Here is a 15,081-nt window from a genome sequence, read left to right as displayed (position 1 = left end):
AGAGCTGAATGCGCGTCCTGGTGATGACGACTCCCGACCCGAGCCACCTGGCGACCTTGGTGCCGGTGGCCTGGGCCCTCCGTGCCGCGGGCCACGAGGTGCTCGTCCTGGGAAGACCCGACAGCGCGGAACCGGCCCGTACGGCCGGGCTGAACTTCGTGAGCCTGGGCGACCCGTTCGACACCGAACGGATGGTGCTCGGCGACCTGGCGCCGGGGAAACGCCCGCTGGAATCCCGGCCGCGCGGCACGAAGGGCGGCTTCGGAGGTGTGTGGATCGAGCACGCGAGAACCATGGTGGGGGACTATCTGGGTTTTGCCCGCTCCTTCCGCCCGGAACTGATCATCTCTGACCCGCTGGAGTACAGCGCACTCATGCTGGGAGCACTGTTGAGGGTCCCGGTCGTCCACCACCGCTGGGGTGTCGATCCGATCGGCACACCCCGGCTCCCCGCGGCCAGGGAGGAACTGCGCGGGACCTGCCGGACGCTGGGGCTGGAAACCCTCCCCGAGCCGACGGTGGTCCTCGACTCCTGCCCCGGCGCGCTGCAGCTCCCGGAACTGAAGCCCGGGACCCCGGTGCGCTACGTGCCGTTCAACGGCAGCGAGATGCTGCCGTCCTGGCTGCGCGCCGAGTGGGACCGGCCGGACCCGCGTACCAAGCGGGTCGCCGTCTCCCTCGGCAGAAGAACCCTGGTCTACAACGGGGTGCCCTTCGTGCGGGCGCTGCTGCACTCGTTCGCGAAGATGCGGGACGTCGAAGTGATCGCCACCGTCGGCGCGGAGCACCGGGAGCGCATCGGACCGGTGCCGGCCAACGTGCGGATGGTCGACCCCGTCCCGCTCCATCTGCTCCTCGGCTCCTGCGACGCGATCATCACCCATGGCGGTGCGGCCACCACCATGACCGCCACCCTCTTCGGGCTGCCGCAGCTCGTCCTCCCGCAGATGGCCGACTGTTTCGCGCACGGTGACCGTCTGGCGGCCACCGGCGCGGGCATCAGCTTCGACACCGTGGCCGACCAGGACGATCCGGGACTTCTCCGCGAGGCGCTGACCCAACTGCTCACAGACCCGCGGTACGCCGAGGCGGCCGGATCCCTGAGTGCGGAGATGGCGGCCATGCCGTCCCCCGCGCGGATCGCCTCCGACCTGGAAAGCCTCGCTCTTTCCCACGCCCACGGCTGAAATCGGGTGGCAGTGCGCCGCTCGTGGTTCCCGGAGGAATGCCGCCGCCCCGGCGGCGCGTACCCGTCGGCAGGCGCGAGCTTTTTCCGCTCCTCGCGGGTCCGGCCGGGGCCTGCTCACCTGTCTCCCGCTTCCCTTCGGGAAGCAGCCCCCCCGACACGACGAGAAGAGAACGGTTCGCCCATGAAGATGTTGTTCGTCGCGGGCCCCACCCCGTCCAACGCGTTCGCTCTCGCCCCGCTCGCGACCGCGGCACGTGATGAGGGGCACCAGGTTTTCATGTCGACACTGAAGGAACGGACATCGGTGGTGGCCGGGCTCGGTCTGCCCGCCGTCGCCGCCACCACCACCCCGATAGCCGACATCAAGGCCACGCGGCGCAACGGGGAACGGGAGACCGTCCCGGACGACGTGGACCACCCCGATTTCATCCGGTACACGGGCCGCTGGTTCGGGCGGGTGGCGGCGGAAAGCCTGGTACAGCTGCGGGAGGTGGCGGCCGGCTGGCGCCCGGACATCGTGATCGGAGGGCCGCACGCCTATGCGGCGGCGCTCCTGGCCCACGAACTGTCGGTGCCGTGGGTGCGGCACACCTGGGCCGCGCTGGACACCGTGGGTATCCATGTGGGCAGCGAGGGGGAGCTCGAACCGGAACTCCGGCAGCTGGGTCTGGACGGCGTCCCGCAGCCCGATCTGCTGATCGACAACTGCCCGCCCGGGGTCCGGTGGTCCGGCGCCACACCAGCCCAGCAGGTCCGGTGGGTCCCCATCAACTCCCAGAATCCCGTCGAACCGTGGATGTACACCCGCGGTGAGCGGCGCAGGGTGTGCGTCACGGGCGGAAGCATGGCCGCCCGGGACAACAACTTCGAACTCATCCGGAGCATGGTGGACAGCCTCGCCGTCCTGGACGCCGAGATCGTCATCCCCGCGCCGGAGGAGGTCGCCGCCGAACTGCGCAACCAGTGCGACGGCATCCGGGCGGGGTGGATTCCGCTGGATGTGCTGATGCCGACCTGCGACCTCATCGTGCACCACGCCGGCGGCCTCACCGGCCAGACCGCGATGATCTCGGGAGTGCCGCAACTGCTGCTGCCCCAGGAGAAGAAGGTCCGGCGCGCCGCGCAACTCGTCGCCGACTACGGCGCCGCGATCAACCTGCTGCCCGACGAGGTCACCCCCGGCAGCGTCGCGAAGGCCCTCCGGACACTCATCGAGGACCCGGCTTACAAGGACAGGTCCCAGGCGCTCGGCCGGGAGATCGCCGCCATGCCGTCCCCGAGCGAAGTGGTCGGCGTACTAGAGGACCTGGCAACCCGCTCACGTTAGGGAGACATGTCGATGAGGGTTCTCTTCGCCACCGGAGGCGGCCAGGCGACCGTGTTCTCGCTGGCCCCGCTCGCCACGGCACTGCGCGGCGCCGGTCACGAGATCTTCATGGCGGCCAACAGTGAGCTGATGCCCGCCACCGAGGCGACGGCGATTCCGGCGGTCGCGACGACCGGCCTGCCGCTCCGGCACTTCATCTCCCGGGACCGGCAGGGGCGGCCGGTGCCACCGCCGCTCGGCGCCGGGGTGGCCGAGCAGGGGGTGTTCACCGGCCGCTGGTTCGGCCGTATGGCCGCCGCGAGCCTGGGCGCCCTCAAGGAGTTCACGGCGGCGTGGCGCCCCGACGTCGTCGTCGGCGGGACCATGACGTACGCGGCGCCGCTGCTGGCGCGGCACCTCGGGGTCCCGTGGGTGCGGCTGGCGTGGGACGCGATCGACGCGACGCATGTGCACCCCGGTGCCGAGGAGGAACTCCGGCCCGAACTGCGTGAGCTGGGACTGGCGCACCTCCCGGAGCCCGATCTGTTCATCGACGTGTGCCCGCCCGGTCTGCGGCCCGCCGCAGCCCGCCCGGCAGCGCCGATGCGGTACGTCCCCGCGAACCGTCAACGGCAGCTCGAACCGTGGATGTACACCCGCGGCGGCCGCCGCCGGATCTGCCTCACCGCCGGCAGCCAGGTGACCCGCGACGGCCATCACAAGCTCTTCGACTTCCTGACGCGTACGGTGGCCGAGCTGGCCCCGCTCAACGCCGAGGTCCTGATCGCCGCCCCCGACGGCCTCGCCGCCGACCTGCGCGAGGTCTGCGGCGAGGTGCGCGCGGGGTGGTTCCCCCTGGACGTGGTGGCCCCGACGTGCGATCTGCTCGTGCACCACGGGGGCGGCGTGACCAGCCTGACGGGCATGTACGCCGGGACGCCGCAAGTCATCGTCCCGGGCGCGGCGATGCTCGCCGACGCGGCCGAGCGCCTGGCCGGCTACGGCGCTGCCGTGACACTGAGGACCGGCGAGGACGCGCCCGACGCCGTCGGCGCGGCGTGCCGCGAGGCCGTCTCGGACGTCTCCTACGCCACCCGTGCCCAGGCGCTCCGCGACGAGATCACGGCCATGCCGTCGCCGCACCGGATGGTCGGCGCGCTGGCGGATCTGGCGGACCGCTGAACGTTCCCGTTCGCATGACGTCATCGTTTCCCGATGAATCCCGGACGCCCGCAAGCAGGGTGTTCACCTCGCGTGCGCTCGGTTGTCCGCGATCCCGTGCCAGCCCCGCGTGGCCCGCCCGATCGCTTCTTTCCCCACCGGCGCCCCGGCTTTGCCGTGCGGTGCGCGGAAGATTTCCCTTGCCCATTTCAGCTCCTGTTCGGAGGGATACATGGAAGCGCGAAAGCTCGCTGTGCAGGGCGCGCTGGAATTCACCTCGCGGACGTTCTCCGACGAACGCGGCGTGTTCGTCGCTCCTTTTCAGCAGTCGGTTTTCGAAACGGCCCGGGGCGGGCCGCTGTTCGCGGTCGCCCAGGGCAACCACAGCCTGTCCCGACGAGGCGTCGTCCGGGGAATTCACTACACCGTCGCACCGCCGGGCGCCGCCAAGTACGTCTACTGCGCGAGCGGGCGGAGCCTGGACTTCACCGTGGACATCCGGCGCGGCTCGCCCACGTTCGGCAAATGGGAAGCCGTCCTCCTGGACCAGTCCGGGTTCCGCGCCGTGTACCTGCCGGTCGGTGTCGGTCATGCCTTCGTGGCGCTCACCGACCACACCGTGATGTCGTACCTGACCTCCGCCCCGTACGTCGCAGAGCAGGAACTGGCGCTCTCGCCGCTCGATCCGGCGCTCGGCCTGCCGATACCCGAGGACATCGACCCGATCCTCTCCGAGCGGGACGCCGCCGCACCCACCCTCGACCAGGCAGCGGAGCGCGGACTGCTCCCCGACTACGAGCTCTGCCTGGAATTGGAGGCCCGACTGGGCGTCGCGGCAGGGGCGGAGCAGGGACTGACCGGCCCCCGCTCGTGAAAGGCAGCGATCCCGCCGGCGGAGCGGGACCCGCCGAAGGGCGCTGACCGGGGTGGCCTTCGAACAGGTCCCGCACCGTCCCGCCCGCGAAGGGGCGCGGTGAGCCACCCGTCGCAGCGGAGACCCCGCGCTACCGCGAGCGGCGCGACCAGGGCTGACGCCCAGACCACCACCACGCCGTGGTCCGCGGGTCCGCGCCGCTCCACGGCCCTCGGGCCGTTCAGAAACCGACGGACAACGAGAGAGGAAGAGCATGATGAACAGTGACTACAAGGACCCCAAGGTCGTCCCGCACGAGTCGGAGCAGGAACGCGAGTCACGCCTGCGCCTCACCAAACTCCTGGCCGAGACGCCGATCCCGCCCGAGTACCTGATCGACAACCTGCCGGTGTACCTGCGCCGCCACCAACTCGCCGACCTGCTGGCCATGGACGCGCTGTACCGGATGGTCACCGACGTGCCGGGTGTGATCATGGAGTTCGGCGTTCTCCACGGACGTCATCTCGCTTCCTTCACCGCACTTCGCAGCATCTACGAGCCGTACAACTCGCTCCGCCGCGTGGTCGGCTTCGACACCTTCACGGGATTTCCCGATATCGCTGACATCGATCGCGCGACGCCCAGCGCGGTCGCCGGCCGGTTCGCCGTCCCCGAGGGCGAGGTGGATCACCTCCGTGCCGTGCTCGCCGCCCATGAACTGGGCGAACCCTATGGCCACACCCAGCGCAGCTTCGTGGTGCAGGGAGACGTCCGCAGTACGCTTCCGCAGTATCTGGAAGAGAATCCGGAGACGGTCATCGCCCTGGCCTACATCGATGTCGATCTGTACGAGCCCACGCTGGAGATCCTCCACGCCATCCGGCCGCACATGGTCAAGGGAAGCATTCTGGCATTCGATGAACTTGCCCACCCCAAATGGCCCGGCGAGACCAAGGCGCTGGCCGAATTCATGGAACTCGGCAACGCGAAACTGCGTCAGCTGCCCCACCGTGAATCCCCGATCATCTACCTGGAGTGGGGGGAGAACTGATCCGCCGCCGCTCAGGCTGAAGCACCCCACCACCGGCCCCTCGCCGGTGACCATCTGCGAATCGAGGTAGCGGCATGAGGAAGATCCTGGTCACCGGCGGCGCCGGTTTCATCGGCTCGCACTATGTGCGCACGCATCTCGACGGGGGCTACCCGGAGTGGGAGGGCGCGCACGTCACGGTCCTGGACAAGCTCACCTACGCCGGGAACCGCGCGAACCTCCCCGGGGCGCATCCGCGCCTGACCTTCGTCCGCGGCGACATCTGCGACAGCGCGCTGCTGCGCCGGCTGCTGCCCGGCCATGACGCGGTGGTCCACTTCGCCGCCGAGTCGCACGTGGACCGCTCCCTGGAAGCGGCCGATGAGTTCGTCCGCACCAATGTGACCGGCACCCAGCGGCTGCTCGACGCGGCCCTCGCCGGCGGGGTGCGGCGCGTCGTCCACGTCTCCACGGACGAGGTCTACGGTTCCATCGACGAGGGGTCCTGGACGGAGGACCGGCCGCTGGAACCCAACAGCCCGTACGCCGCGTCCAAGGCGGCGTCGGATCTGCTGGCGCGGTCGTACTGGCGCACCCACGGCGTGGACGTCTCGATCACCCGGTGTTCCAACAACTACGGGCCCTACCAGCACCCCGAGAAGCTCATCCCGCTCTTCGTCACCAACCTGCTCGAAGGGGAGCAGGTGCCGCTGTACGGGGACGGCGGCAACATCCGCGAATGGCTCCATGTGGACGACCACTGCCGTGCGATCGACCTCGTGCTGAACAAGGGCCGGGCGGGTGAGGTCTACAACGTCGGCGGGGGTGACGAGCGGACCAACCGGGCCGTCACCGAGCGCCTGCTCGCGCTGACCGGCTCCGACCGGTCCCGGGTCCGGCGGGTCGCCGACCGCAAGGGGCACGACCTGCGCTACGCCCTCGACGACACCAAGATCCGCGAGGAGCTGGGGTACGCCCCGCGGATCCCCTTCGACCAGGGCCTGGGCGACACGGTCGCCTGGTACCGGGACAACCCCGCCTGGTGGAAGGGCATCACGCGGGGAGGCGGCTCGCAGACGTGAGACCCCTCTTCCCATGGATCCGCCCGGCGGCACCGGGCTGCACCGGGCGCGGGCACCCCCGCCGGCAGCGGCACCGACCGCAGCTCCCGGGGCGGCGTGCCCCCCAACCCCGGCCGACCGATTGCTCGGCCACGTCATCACCGTCGATGAAGGAATTCGTGGAGGCCCGCGGATGACCATGGAGATCTTGGGCAACGGATTCCTCGCCCGGAACCTGAGCCCTCTCGCGCACCGCCACCCGGGCACGGTCGCCCTGGCGGCGGGTGTCTCCTGGGCCAGCGGCACTTCGGACGCCGACTTCGCCCGGGAGGCCGCACTGCTGACGCGGACCGCGGACCGGTGCCGTGCCACCGGACGCCGGCTGCTCTTCTTCTCCACCGCGGCCACCGGCATGTACGGCGCGGTGGACGGGCCGGGCCGGGAGGACAGCCCGATCACTCCCTGCACCCCGTACGGCGCGCACAAGCTCGCGCTGGAGAGCCGGTTGCAGGATTCCGGTGCCGACCACCTGATCCTGCGCCTGGGGCACCTCGTCGGCACCGGCCAGCCCCCGCACCAGCTGATCCCCGCCCTCATCCAGCAGATGCGCAAGGGCACGGTGCGCATCCAGCGCGCCGCCGTCCGTGACCTGATCGACGTCCGCGACGTGGTCACCGTCATCGACCGGCTGCTCACCCAAGGCATCTGCGGCGAGACGGTCAATGTGGCCTCCGGTACGGCCGTGCCGGTGGAGCGGATCGTCGATCACCTGGAGGCCCGGCTGGGCCTGTCGGTCCGCCGCCGGTACGAGGACGCGGGCGCCCACCACGTCATCTCCACCGAGAAGCTGCGCGCCCTCGTCCCGGAGACGGCGGCCATGGGCTTCGGCCCCGGCTACTACCGGCGGGTGCTCGATGCCTTCCTCGCCACGGCTGATCCCTCCACGGCGGCCTGAACGCCCACCCGCCGACGCCCCGCACCGCGCCGCACGCCGCCGGGGCCCGCGAGCCGGCCGGGCACACCCTTCACCACCGACAGGGGAGACATCATGGGCAAGCTCTCGAAGGCAGCACGGGGCGCGGGGCCCGGCCGGGCCACGGCCCTGGACGCCCCGGCCCACCCTCCGGGCATGGCGGTCAGGGGTGTCCCGGACCGGCCCGTCCCGGACTTCTCCCGGCGCCGGGGCGGACCGGAGAGCGCCGCGGGCGGTGCCGGGAAAGGAGTGTTCTGCCCGTATGCCCTGCCCGCCACCACGTTCGGGAAGCGGGACCGCCGGCGGTTGTCCGCCCCAGCGGCCGGGCCTCGCCGGAGCACCGCGTCACCGGTGGCGCTCATACGCGTGTGGGGATCTCGACATGACATATGAGCAGCCTTGTGTGGGAGTACTGGGAGGCAGCGGCTTCGTGGGCCGGAACCTGCGCGCGGCCTTCCGGTCGTCGGGTGCCCGGGTCGTCAGCGTCTCCCGGACCCTGCCCGGCGCCGCCGCCGGCGGCGGTCCGGAGGGCGAGCGTTCCATCGCCTTCGATCTGCTCGCGGAAGGGCCCACGGCGCTCGCCGCGATGCTCGCCGACACCGGGGCGGACGTGTTCGTCAATGCCGCCGGCGGCTACTGGAAGATGTCGGGCCAGCAGATGTGGGGAGCCAACACGGAGTTGGTGTCCGCCCTGGTGGCGGCGGTGCGGACGCTGCCGCACCGGCCCCTGCTGATCCAGCTCGGCAGCGTCCACGAGTACGGGCCCGGCAGCAGGGACGCCGGTATCACCGAGGAGCGGACACCGGCTCCGGTCAACGCCTACGGCCGCTCGAAAGTGGAGGCGGCACGCCGCGTACTGGAGGCGGCCGGCGCGTCCGAGCTGAACGGCGTCGTGCTGCGGATAGCCAACATCATCGGCACGGGCATGCCGGCCGGCAGTCTCCTCGGCGACATCGCGGCGCACCTGAAGCGGTTCGGCCGGGACGGCGACGCCGCCGGCGCTGAGCTGGTCCTCGGCCCGCTGAACGCGGAGCGTGACTTCGTCGACGTACGCGATGTCGCCGACGCCGTACTCGCCGTGGCGCGCGCGCCACGGGCCGAGGTGTCGGGGCGCGTCATCAACATCGGCAGCGGGGCGGCGGTCAGCGCGCGCCGCGTGGCGGAGCGGTTGGTCCACCTCAGCGGGCTGCCCGTCCGGCTGATCGAACGGGCCCGGACGGACACCCCCCGCAGTGATGTGGACTGCCAGATGCTGGACATCTCCCTGGCGCGGCGGCTGCTGGGCTGGGAGCCGCGCCGCGACCTGGACGCCTCACTCACCGCGCTCCTCGCGGCCGGGTGAGCACCTCCGGCCCCCAGCCGCTGCGCTGGGCCCGTCACCGCCGGCCCGCCCGCCCGTCGACGGGCGGAGCGGCCCGCGGCCTTCCCCGCACGACACCCCAACGGAGAAGCACTCATGCGTGTTCTGTTCGCCGTCTTTCCCGCCACCGCACATGTGCACCCGATCGTTCCGCCGGCCTGGGCCCTGCAGAACGCCGGCCACGAAGTACGGGTGGCCATCCACCCCGACGCCGTGGACCTCGTCACCGACGCGGGGCTCGCGGCCGTGCCTCTCGGCTCCCGCGACAAGTTGGCCTCGGTGGTCGAGTTCAACACCAATCCCGACCTGACCGACAGCCTTGACGACGCCCTGTTCCTGGACACCGCGGACACCTCCGGCTGGGAGGAGCAGTGGGAGAGGATGTGCAAGGTCCTGTCGCTCTACCGCCAGGTCCTGCCCGACCTCGTCGACTTCACCCGCAGCTGGAAGCCGGACCTGGTGGTGTGGGACCAGTTCTGCGTTCCTGCCGCGGTGGCCGCGCGGGTCAGCGGCGCGGCTCAGGCCCGGATGCTGTGGGGCCGCGACAACATCGGCTGGCTGCGCGCGCGGTCCCGGAAGCATCTGGCGGCGCGGGGGGCGCAGCCCGCGGAGGACCCGGTGAACGCCCTGATGGAGGGCATGCTGGCGCCCTACGGTCTGGAGTACGAGGAGGAGCTGCTGCTCGGGCAGTGGACCATCGACCCCATGCCGAAGGGGATGCAGCTGCCGGTCGACCTGCCTTTCGTCCCGATGCGCCGCATCCCCTTCAACGGGACGGCCTCCGTGCCCAGCTGGGTCAACGAGCGGCCCGAGCGGCCGCGGGTCTGCCTCACCCTCGGTGTCGGCGGGCGCGGCCGTCAGCTCTTCCGGCAGAGCGGTGTCTCGTTCGCCGAGGTCGTCGAGGCGGTGGCCGAGCTGGACGTGGAGCTGGTGGCCACGGTGGGCGCCGCGCAGCGGGACTCCCTCGCCGCGGTGCCGGACAACGTCCGCCTGGTGGAGTACATACCGCTGAGCTATCTGCTACCGACCTGCTCGGCGGTCATCTACCACGGTGGCGGCGGCACGTTCGCGGCCTCGGTGGCCCATCGGGTGCCGCAGCTGATCACGCCGATGCTGTTCTGGGGCGAGACCACCATCGCCAAGCACGTCGCCGACAGCGGCGCCGGACTGGTGATCGACAGCGACCGGTTCACCGCGGACGCCCTGCGGAAGGGGCTCACCCGGCTGCTGGAGGACCGGTCCTTCCAGGACGGTGCGGCCGCGCTGCACAAGGAATGGGAGGAGATGCCCTCCCCCGCCGACCTCGTCCCGGTACTGGAGGAACTGACCGCCCGCCACCGCCGCTGAGCGGGGCGGGCCGCGTGGGCCCCCTGCTCGTCGAGCAGGGGGCCTTTTCCCGTTTCCGGGCCGGACCGCGCAGTGGCGGGCGCCCGCCCGGGACAGGGGCCCGGGGCCGGGCCCACCGCCCCGGGCGCGGTGTCTCCTTGCTGATCAGCGCGGTTGAGTTGTGCGACGATGCCGGTATGAATCGACTGGCCGACGAGCAGTCGCCCTACCTGCTCCAGCACGCAGACAACCCGGTCGATTGGTGGCCGTGGTCCACCGACGCGTTCGAGGAGGCGCGGCGGCGGGATGTGCCGGTGTTTCTGAGCGTGGGCTATTCGGCTTGTCACTGGTGCCATGTGCTGGCGCACGAGAGTTTCGAGGACGCGGCTACGGCGGCGTTCATGAATGAGCACTTCGTGTCGGTCAAGGTGGACCGGGAGGAGCGGCCGGACGTCGACGCCGTCTACATGGAGGCGGTGCAGGCGGCCACCGGGCAGGGCGGGTGGCCGATGTCGGTGTTCATGACGCCGGACGGGGAGCCGTTCTACTTCGGTACGTACTTCCCGCCGGAGCCGCGGCACGGTATGCCGTCGTTCCGGCAGGTGCTGGAGGGGGTCCGCAGCGCCTGGGCGGAGCGGCGCGGTGAGGTCGGGGAGGTCGCCGGGCGGATCACGGCGGATCTGGCGGGGCGGGCCCCGCTCGGGTCGCTGTCGGCCGCCGCGCCTGTGGACAAGCAGCGGCTCGCCGGGGCGCTGATGGCGCTGACCAGGGAGTTCGACGCCGTCCACGGCGGTTTCGGCGGGGCCCCGAAGTTCCCGCCGTCGATGGTGCTGGAGTTCTTGCTGCGCCACCACGGGCGGACGGACTCCGAGGCGGCGGTGGAGATGGCCGGGGCGACCTGCGAGGCGATGGCGCGCGGCGGGATCTACGACCAGCTCGGCGGCGGCTTCGCGCGCTACGCGGTCGACGCGACGTGGACGGTCCCGCACTTCGAGAAGATGCTGTACGACAACGCGCTGCTCTGCCGCGTCTACGCGCACCTCTGGCGCGTCACCGGATCCGGCACGGCCCGCCGGGTCGCACTGGAGACCGCCGACTTCCTGGTCCGTGAACTGCGGACCGCCCAGGGCGGTTTCGCCTCCGCGCTGGACGCGGACAGCGACGACGGCACGGGGCGGCACACCGAGGGCGCGTACTACGTCTGGACGCCCGCGCAGCTGCGGGAGGCGCTCGGGGAGGCGGACGCGGAGTTCGCCGCCGCGTACTTCGGGGTGACCGAGGAGGGCACCTTCGAGGAGGGCGCCTCGGTGCTGCAACTGCCCGACGGCGTCGGCCCGGTGGACGCCGAGCGGGTGCGGTCGGTGCGGGAGCGGCTGCTGGCGGCGCGGGAGACGCGGCCGCGCCCCGGGCGGGACGAGAAGATCGTCGCGGCCTGGAACGGGCTGGCGGTCGCCGCGCTCGCCGAGACCGGCGCGTACTTCGACCGGCCCGACCTCGTCCAGGCGGCCACCGACGCCGCCGACCTGCTCGTCCGCGTCCACATGGACGGCCGGGCCCGGCTGCACCGCACCTCGCGGGACGGCGTCCCCGGCGACAACAACGGCGTCCTGGAGGACTACGCCGACGTCGCCGAGGGCTTCCTCACCCTCGCCGCCGTCACCGGCGAGGGCGTCTGGGTGGACTTCGCGGGCCTCCTCCTCGACACGGTGCTGGTGCAGTTCCGCGCCGCGGACGGCACGCTGTACGACACGGCGGCGGACGCGGAGGCGCTGATCAGGCGCCCGCAGGACCCGACGGACAACGCCACCCCGTCCGGCTGGACGGCCGCCGCCGGGGCGCTGCTCACCTACGGGGCGCTCACCGGCAGCACCGCGCACCGGGAGGCCGCCGAGCAGGCGCTCACGGTCGTGACGGCGCTGGCCGAGCGGGCGCCGCGGTTCATCGGCTGGGGACTGGCCGTCGCCGAGGCGGCGGTGGACGGGCCCCGGGAGATCGCCGTCGTCGGCCCGCCGGACGACCCGGCCACCCGGGCGCTGCACCGCGCCGCGCTGCTCGGCACCGTGCCCGGCTCGGTCGTCGCGGTCGGCGAGCCGGACACCCACGACGCGGACGCCGTACCGCTGCTCCACGGCCGGCCGCTGGTCGACGGCGCCCCCGCCGCGTACGTCTGCCGCCACTTCACCTGCGAGCGGCCGGTGACGGACCCGGACGAGCTGACCGGGCGGCTGCGCGGGTCGCTGCGCTGAGCTGCGGGGACCTGGGCGGGGCCGGGTCTCTCGGTCGGAAGGTCCTCCGCCTCATGACGGAGTTGACTCCGGTACATGATCGGGCGTGAGATCGGTACATGACGCAGCGCACCGCACGTGAAGTCCATCTGGCGGCCCGGCCCGAAGGGCCGCTCACCGACGCGCACTTCGAGATCGTTCAGGTGCCGGTCCCCGAGCCCGCGCCGGGACAGCTCCTGGTGCGGAACAGGCTGATGAGCGTCGCCGCGGTGATGCGCACCCTCATGGGCGAGCCCGGCGATGTGCCACTCACACCCTTCGCGCTGGGTGAGCCGCTGAGCGGACCGGCCGTCGGCGAGGTCGTCGCCGCGCCCGGCGGTGAGGCGGCCATCGGTGATCTGGTGCACCACCGGCTCGGCTGGCGTGAGTACGCGCTGGTGGACGCGGCGGGCGCGCACCGCGTCGAGCCGGGGGTGCTGCCCGATCCGGCCGCGTACCTCTCGCAGGCGCCCACCGCGTGGCTGGGGGTCGTCACCGGCGCCGAGGTGCGGCCCGGCGACACCGTGTTCGTCACCGGGGCGGCCGGTGGCGTCGGCTCGCTGGCCGGGCAGTTCGCGCGGGCGCAGGGTGCCGCCCGGGTCATCGGCAGCACCGGTTCGCAGGCCAAGGCCGACCATCTGATCGAGGCCCTCGGCTACGACGCGGTCGTGGTCCGGGGCGCCGGGCCGATCGAGGAGCAGCTGCGCCGCGCCGCGCCGGACGGGGTGGACGCGGTCTTCGACAACGTCGGCGGTGAGCAGCTGCGCGCCGCGTTCGCGGTGGCCCGCCGCGGCGCCCGGATCGCGGTCGTCGGCGCGCTCGCCGCCCAGATGGCCGGGGAGAGCGTGGCCCCGCTGGAGATCGACGCGTTCTCGCTGCTCGGCCGCGGTATCACCCTGCGCGGGGTGACCCTCCACGATCATCTGGACCGGATTCCGGAGTGGACCGCCCGCTTCGGCGAGGGCCTGCGGAACGGCACGTTCACCTTCCCCCACGACCGGCTGTACGGCATCGAGAAGGCCCCGGCCGCCCTGCGGGGGCTGACCGAGGGACGCCATACGGGCGCGGTGATCGTGGAGTTGTGAGCCCGGGGCTGAACCGGTGGGGCGGGGCCCACGGCCGCCCCGCGGCTTCCGCCCCGCCCGGCCGGGTCCGGCGGTAGCCTGCCGCCGTGGACAGCTTGCTCCGGCATCGCTCACTCGTTCAGGAGACCGCGGCGCTGCGGTCCGGCGCGGACGACCCGGTGGCGGCGGCGCGGCGCACCTGCGACCGCATCGACGCCGTCGAACCGCACCTCCTCGCCTTCGTCCCCGAACCGGACCGGCGCGCCCGGCTGCGGGCCGCGGCGGAGCGCACCGCCGCGGCGTGGGCGGACGCCCCCGCGAAGCCGCCGCTGTACGGCGTACCGGTCGGGGTGAAGGACATCATCCGGGCCGACGGACTGCCGACGCGCGCCGGTTCCGCGCTGCCGCCCGGGGTGCTCGCCGGACCGCAGGCGGCCGTCGTGGACCGGCTGGCCGCGGCGGGCGCGCTGCTCGCCGGGAAGACGGTGACGGCGGAGTTCGCGGTCACCGCGCCCGGCCCGACGCGCAATCCGCACGACGTCGCCCACACGCCGGGCGGTTCGAGCAGCGGCTCGGCGGCGGCGGTCGCGGCGGGCATGGTGCCGCTGGCCCTCGGCACCCAGACCGTCGGCTCGATGATCCGTCCGGCCGCGTACTGCGGCATCACCGGCTTCAAACCGACCTTCGGCCGCGTCCCGGTCGCCGGGGTGATCCCCAACGCCGTCAGCTTCGACACCGTCGGCTGGTACGCGCAGGACGTCGCGGGCGTCACGCTGGCCGCCCCGGTGCTCTGCGACGGCTGGCCGTCCGAGCCGCCGCCGTCCGGACCGCCGCCGGTGCTGGGCGTGCCGGCGGGCCCGTATCTGCGCCGCGCGGACGACGTGGCGCTGGCCGCGCTGGAGGCGCAGCGGGAGGTGCTGCGGCGCGCCGGGTACACCGTCGTCGAGGTGCCGGTGATGGACGACTTCGAGGCGGTCGTCACCCAGCTGTTCACCATGAACCGCTACGAGGTGGCCCGTGCGCACACCGAGTGGTACGCGCGCTTCGGCGACCTCTACCGCGAGCAGACCGCGAACGCGCTGCACGAGGGCCACGCCGTCACGGACGCCGCGTACGCGCGGGCGCGGGCGCGGCGGACGGAGTTCCGCGCGCGGCTGGAGGCGGACCGGCGGGCGGCCGGTGTCGATGCGTGGATCACCCCCGCGGCCACCGGCCCGGCGCCCTTCGGCCTCGCCTCCACCGGTACGTCGGTGATGTGCCTGCCGTGGAGCAACGCCGGTCTGCCGTCGGTGAGCCTGCCCGCCGGACGCGCCGCGAACGGGCTGCCGCTCGGCCTCCAGCTGGTGGGCCCGTCCGGCTCCGACCCGGCCGTACTCGCCTGGGCCGCGGGCATCGAGGAGGCGCTGCGCGCGGGCGGCGCGGCAGAGGGCGGGAGAGCGGCGGGCTGAGGCCCGGCCGGTCCGTTCACCCCGGGGCGGGTACCGCGCCGGGAAG

At 72.6% G+C, this 15,081-nt stretch carries 12 protein-coding genes; all 12 read left to right on the top strand.

What is annotated here, in order from left to right; genetic code table 11:
• The first annotated feature begins 8 nt into the window (after positions 1 to 8).
• A complete protein-coding gene (locus ACZ4M8_RS08425) occupies positions 9 to 1,187 on the top strand; it encodes a nucleotide disphospho-sugar-binding domain-containing protein (RefSeq protein ID WP_467604499.1) in 1,179 nt (392 codons plus the stop codon).
• 183 nt (positions 1,188 to 1,370) lie between these two features.
• Positions 1,371 to 2,516, top strand: a complete 1,146-nt coding sequence (locus ACZ4M8_RS08420) for a nucleotide disphospho-sugar-binding domain-containing protein (RefSeq protein ID WP_467604498.1) — start codon at positions 1,371 to 1,373, stop codon at positions 2,514 to 2,516.
• A 6-nt stretch (positions 2,517 to 2,522) separates the two neighbouring features.
• Positions 2,523 to 3,677 (top strand): nucleotide disphospho-sugar-binding domain-containing protein, encoded by a 1,155-nt coding sequence (locus ACZ4M8_RS08415; protein ID WP_467604497.1) that lies wholly within the window; start codon positions 2,523 to 2,525, stop codon positions 3,675 to 3,677.
• Between the two features lie 211 nt (positions 3,678 to 3,888).
• Positions 3,889 to 4,530, top strand: a complete 642-nt coding sequence (locus ACZ4M8_RS08410; RefSeq protein ID WP_467604494.1) for a dTDP-4-dehydrorhamnose 3,5-epimerase family protein — start codon at positions 3,889 to 3,891, stop codon at positions 4,528 to 4,530.
• Between the two features lie 253 nt (positions 4,531 to 4,783).
• Positions 4,784 to 5,560, top strand: coding sequence for a class I SAM-dependent methyltransferase (locus tag ACZ4M8_RS08405; protein ID WP_053921806.1), 777 nt, complete (start codon positions 4,784 to 4,786; stop codon positions 5,558 to 5,560).
• Positions 5,561 to 5,634: 74 nt separating this feature from the next.
• Positions 5,635 to 6,621, top strand: coding sequence for a dTDP-glucose 4,6-dehydratase (gene rfbB, locus ACZ4M8_RS08400; protein ID WP_467604491.1), 987 nt, complete (start codon positions 5,635 to 5,637; stop codon positions 6,619 to 6,621).
• A 172-nt stretch (positions 6,622 to 6,793) separates the two neighbouring features.
• A complete protein-coding gene (locus ACZ4M8_RS08395) occupies positions 6,794 to 7,555 on the top strand; it encodes an NAD-dependent epimerase/dehydratase family protein (protein WP_467604489.1) in 762 nt (253 codons plus the stop codon).
• Positions 7,556 to 7,976: 421 nt separating this feature from the next.
• Positions 7,977 to 8,915: an NAD-dependent epimerase/dehydratase family protein gene (locus ACZ4M8_RS08390; protein ID WP_467604486.1), complete on the top strand. Its 939-nt coding sequence runs from the start codon at positions 7,977 to 7,979 to the stop codon at positions 8,913 to 8,915.
• Between the two features lie 114 nt (positions 8,916 to 9,029).
• The gene (locus ACZ4M8_RS08385; RefSeq protein WP_467604485.1) at positions 9,030 to 10,280 is read left to right on the top strand and encodes an activator-dependent family glycosyltransferase; all 1,251 of its coding nucleotides are present in this window, start codon (positions 9,030 to 9,032) and stop codon (positions 10,278 to 10,280) included.
• Positions 10,281 to 10,456: 176 nt separating this feature from the next.
• Positions 10,457 to 12,505, top strand: a complete 2,049-nt coding sequence (locus tag ACZ4M8_RS08380; RefSeq protein ID WP_467604483.1) for a thioredoxin domain-containing protein — start codon at positions 10,457 to 10,459, stop codon at positions 12,503 to 12,505.
• Between the two features lie 98 nt (positions 12,506 to 12,603).
• On the top strand, positions 12,604 to 13,608 hold the full coding sequence (locus tag ACZ4M8_RS08375; RefSeq protein WP_467604482.1) for a zinc-binding dehydrogenase: 1,005 nt from the start codon (positions 12,604 to 12,606) through the stop codon (positions 13,606 to 13,608).
• An 86-nt stretch (positions 13,609 to 13,694) separates the two neighbouring features.
• Positions 13,695 to 15,035, top strand: a complete 1,341-nt coding sequence (locus ACZ4M8_RS08370; protein ID WP_467604480.1) for an amidase family protein — start codon at positions 13,695 to 13,697, stop codon at positions 15,033 to 15,035.
• Positions 15,036 to 15,081: the final 46 nt, after the last annotated feature.

The organism is Streptomyces sp. NPDC027185 (genome assembly GCF_055567035.1).
Note: the sequence above shows the minus strand (reverse complement) of the source record. Positions and strands in the feature narration are given on the sequence as shown.

Bases quoted from the DNA above. Each gene is read 5' to 3' on its own strand.
- ACZ4M8_RS08425 (WP_467604499.1), top strand. From the start codon at position 9: ATGCGCGTCCTGGTGATGACGACTCCCGACCCGAGCCACCTGGCGACC.
- ACZ4M8_RS08420 (WP_467604498.1), top strand. From the start codon at position 1,371: ATGAAGATGTTGTTCGTCGCGGGCCCCACCCCGTCCAACGCGTTCGCT.
- ACZ4M8_RS08415 (WP_467604497.1), top strand. From the start codon at position 2,523: ATGTCGATGAGGGTTCTCTTCGCCACCGGAGGCGGCCAGGCGACCGTG.
- ACZ4M8_RS08410 (WP_467604494.1), top strand. From the start codon at position 3,889: ATGGAAGCGCGAAAGCTCGCTGTGCAGGGCGCGCTGGAATTCACCTCG.
- ACZ4M8_RS08405 (WP_053921806.1), top strand. From the start codon at position 4,784: ATGATGAACAGTGACTACAAGGACCCCAAGGTCGTCCCGCACGAGTCG.
- rfbB (WP_467604491.1), top strand. From the start codon at position 5,635: ATGAGGAAGATCCTGGTCACCGGCGGCGCCGGTTTCATCGGCTCGCAC.
- ACZ4M8_RS08395 (WP_467604489.1), top strand. From the start codon at position 6,794: ATGACCATGGAGATCTTGGGCAACGGATTCCTCGCCCGGAACCTGAGC.
- ACZ4M8_RS08385 (WP_467604485.1), top strand. From the start codon at position 9,030: ATGCGTGTTCTGTTCGCCGTCTTTCCCGCCACCGCACATGTGCACCCG.
- ACZ4M8_RS08380 (WP_467604483.1), top strand. From the start codon at position 10,457: ATGAATCGACTGGCCGACGAGCAGTCGCCCTACCTGCTCCAGCACGCA.
- ACZ4M8_RS08375 (WP_467604482.1), top strand. From the start codon at position 12,604: ATGACGCAGCGCACCGCACGTGAAGTCCATCTGGCGGCCCGGCCCGAA.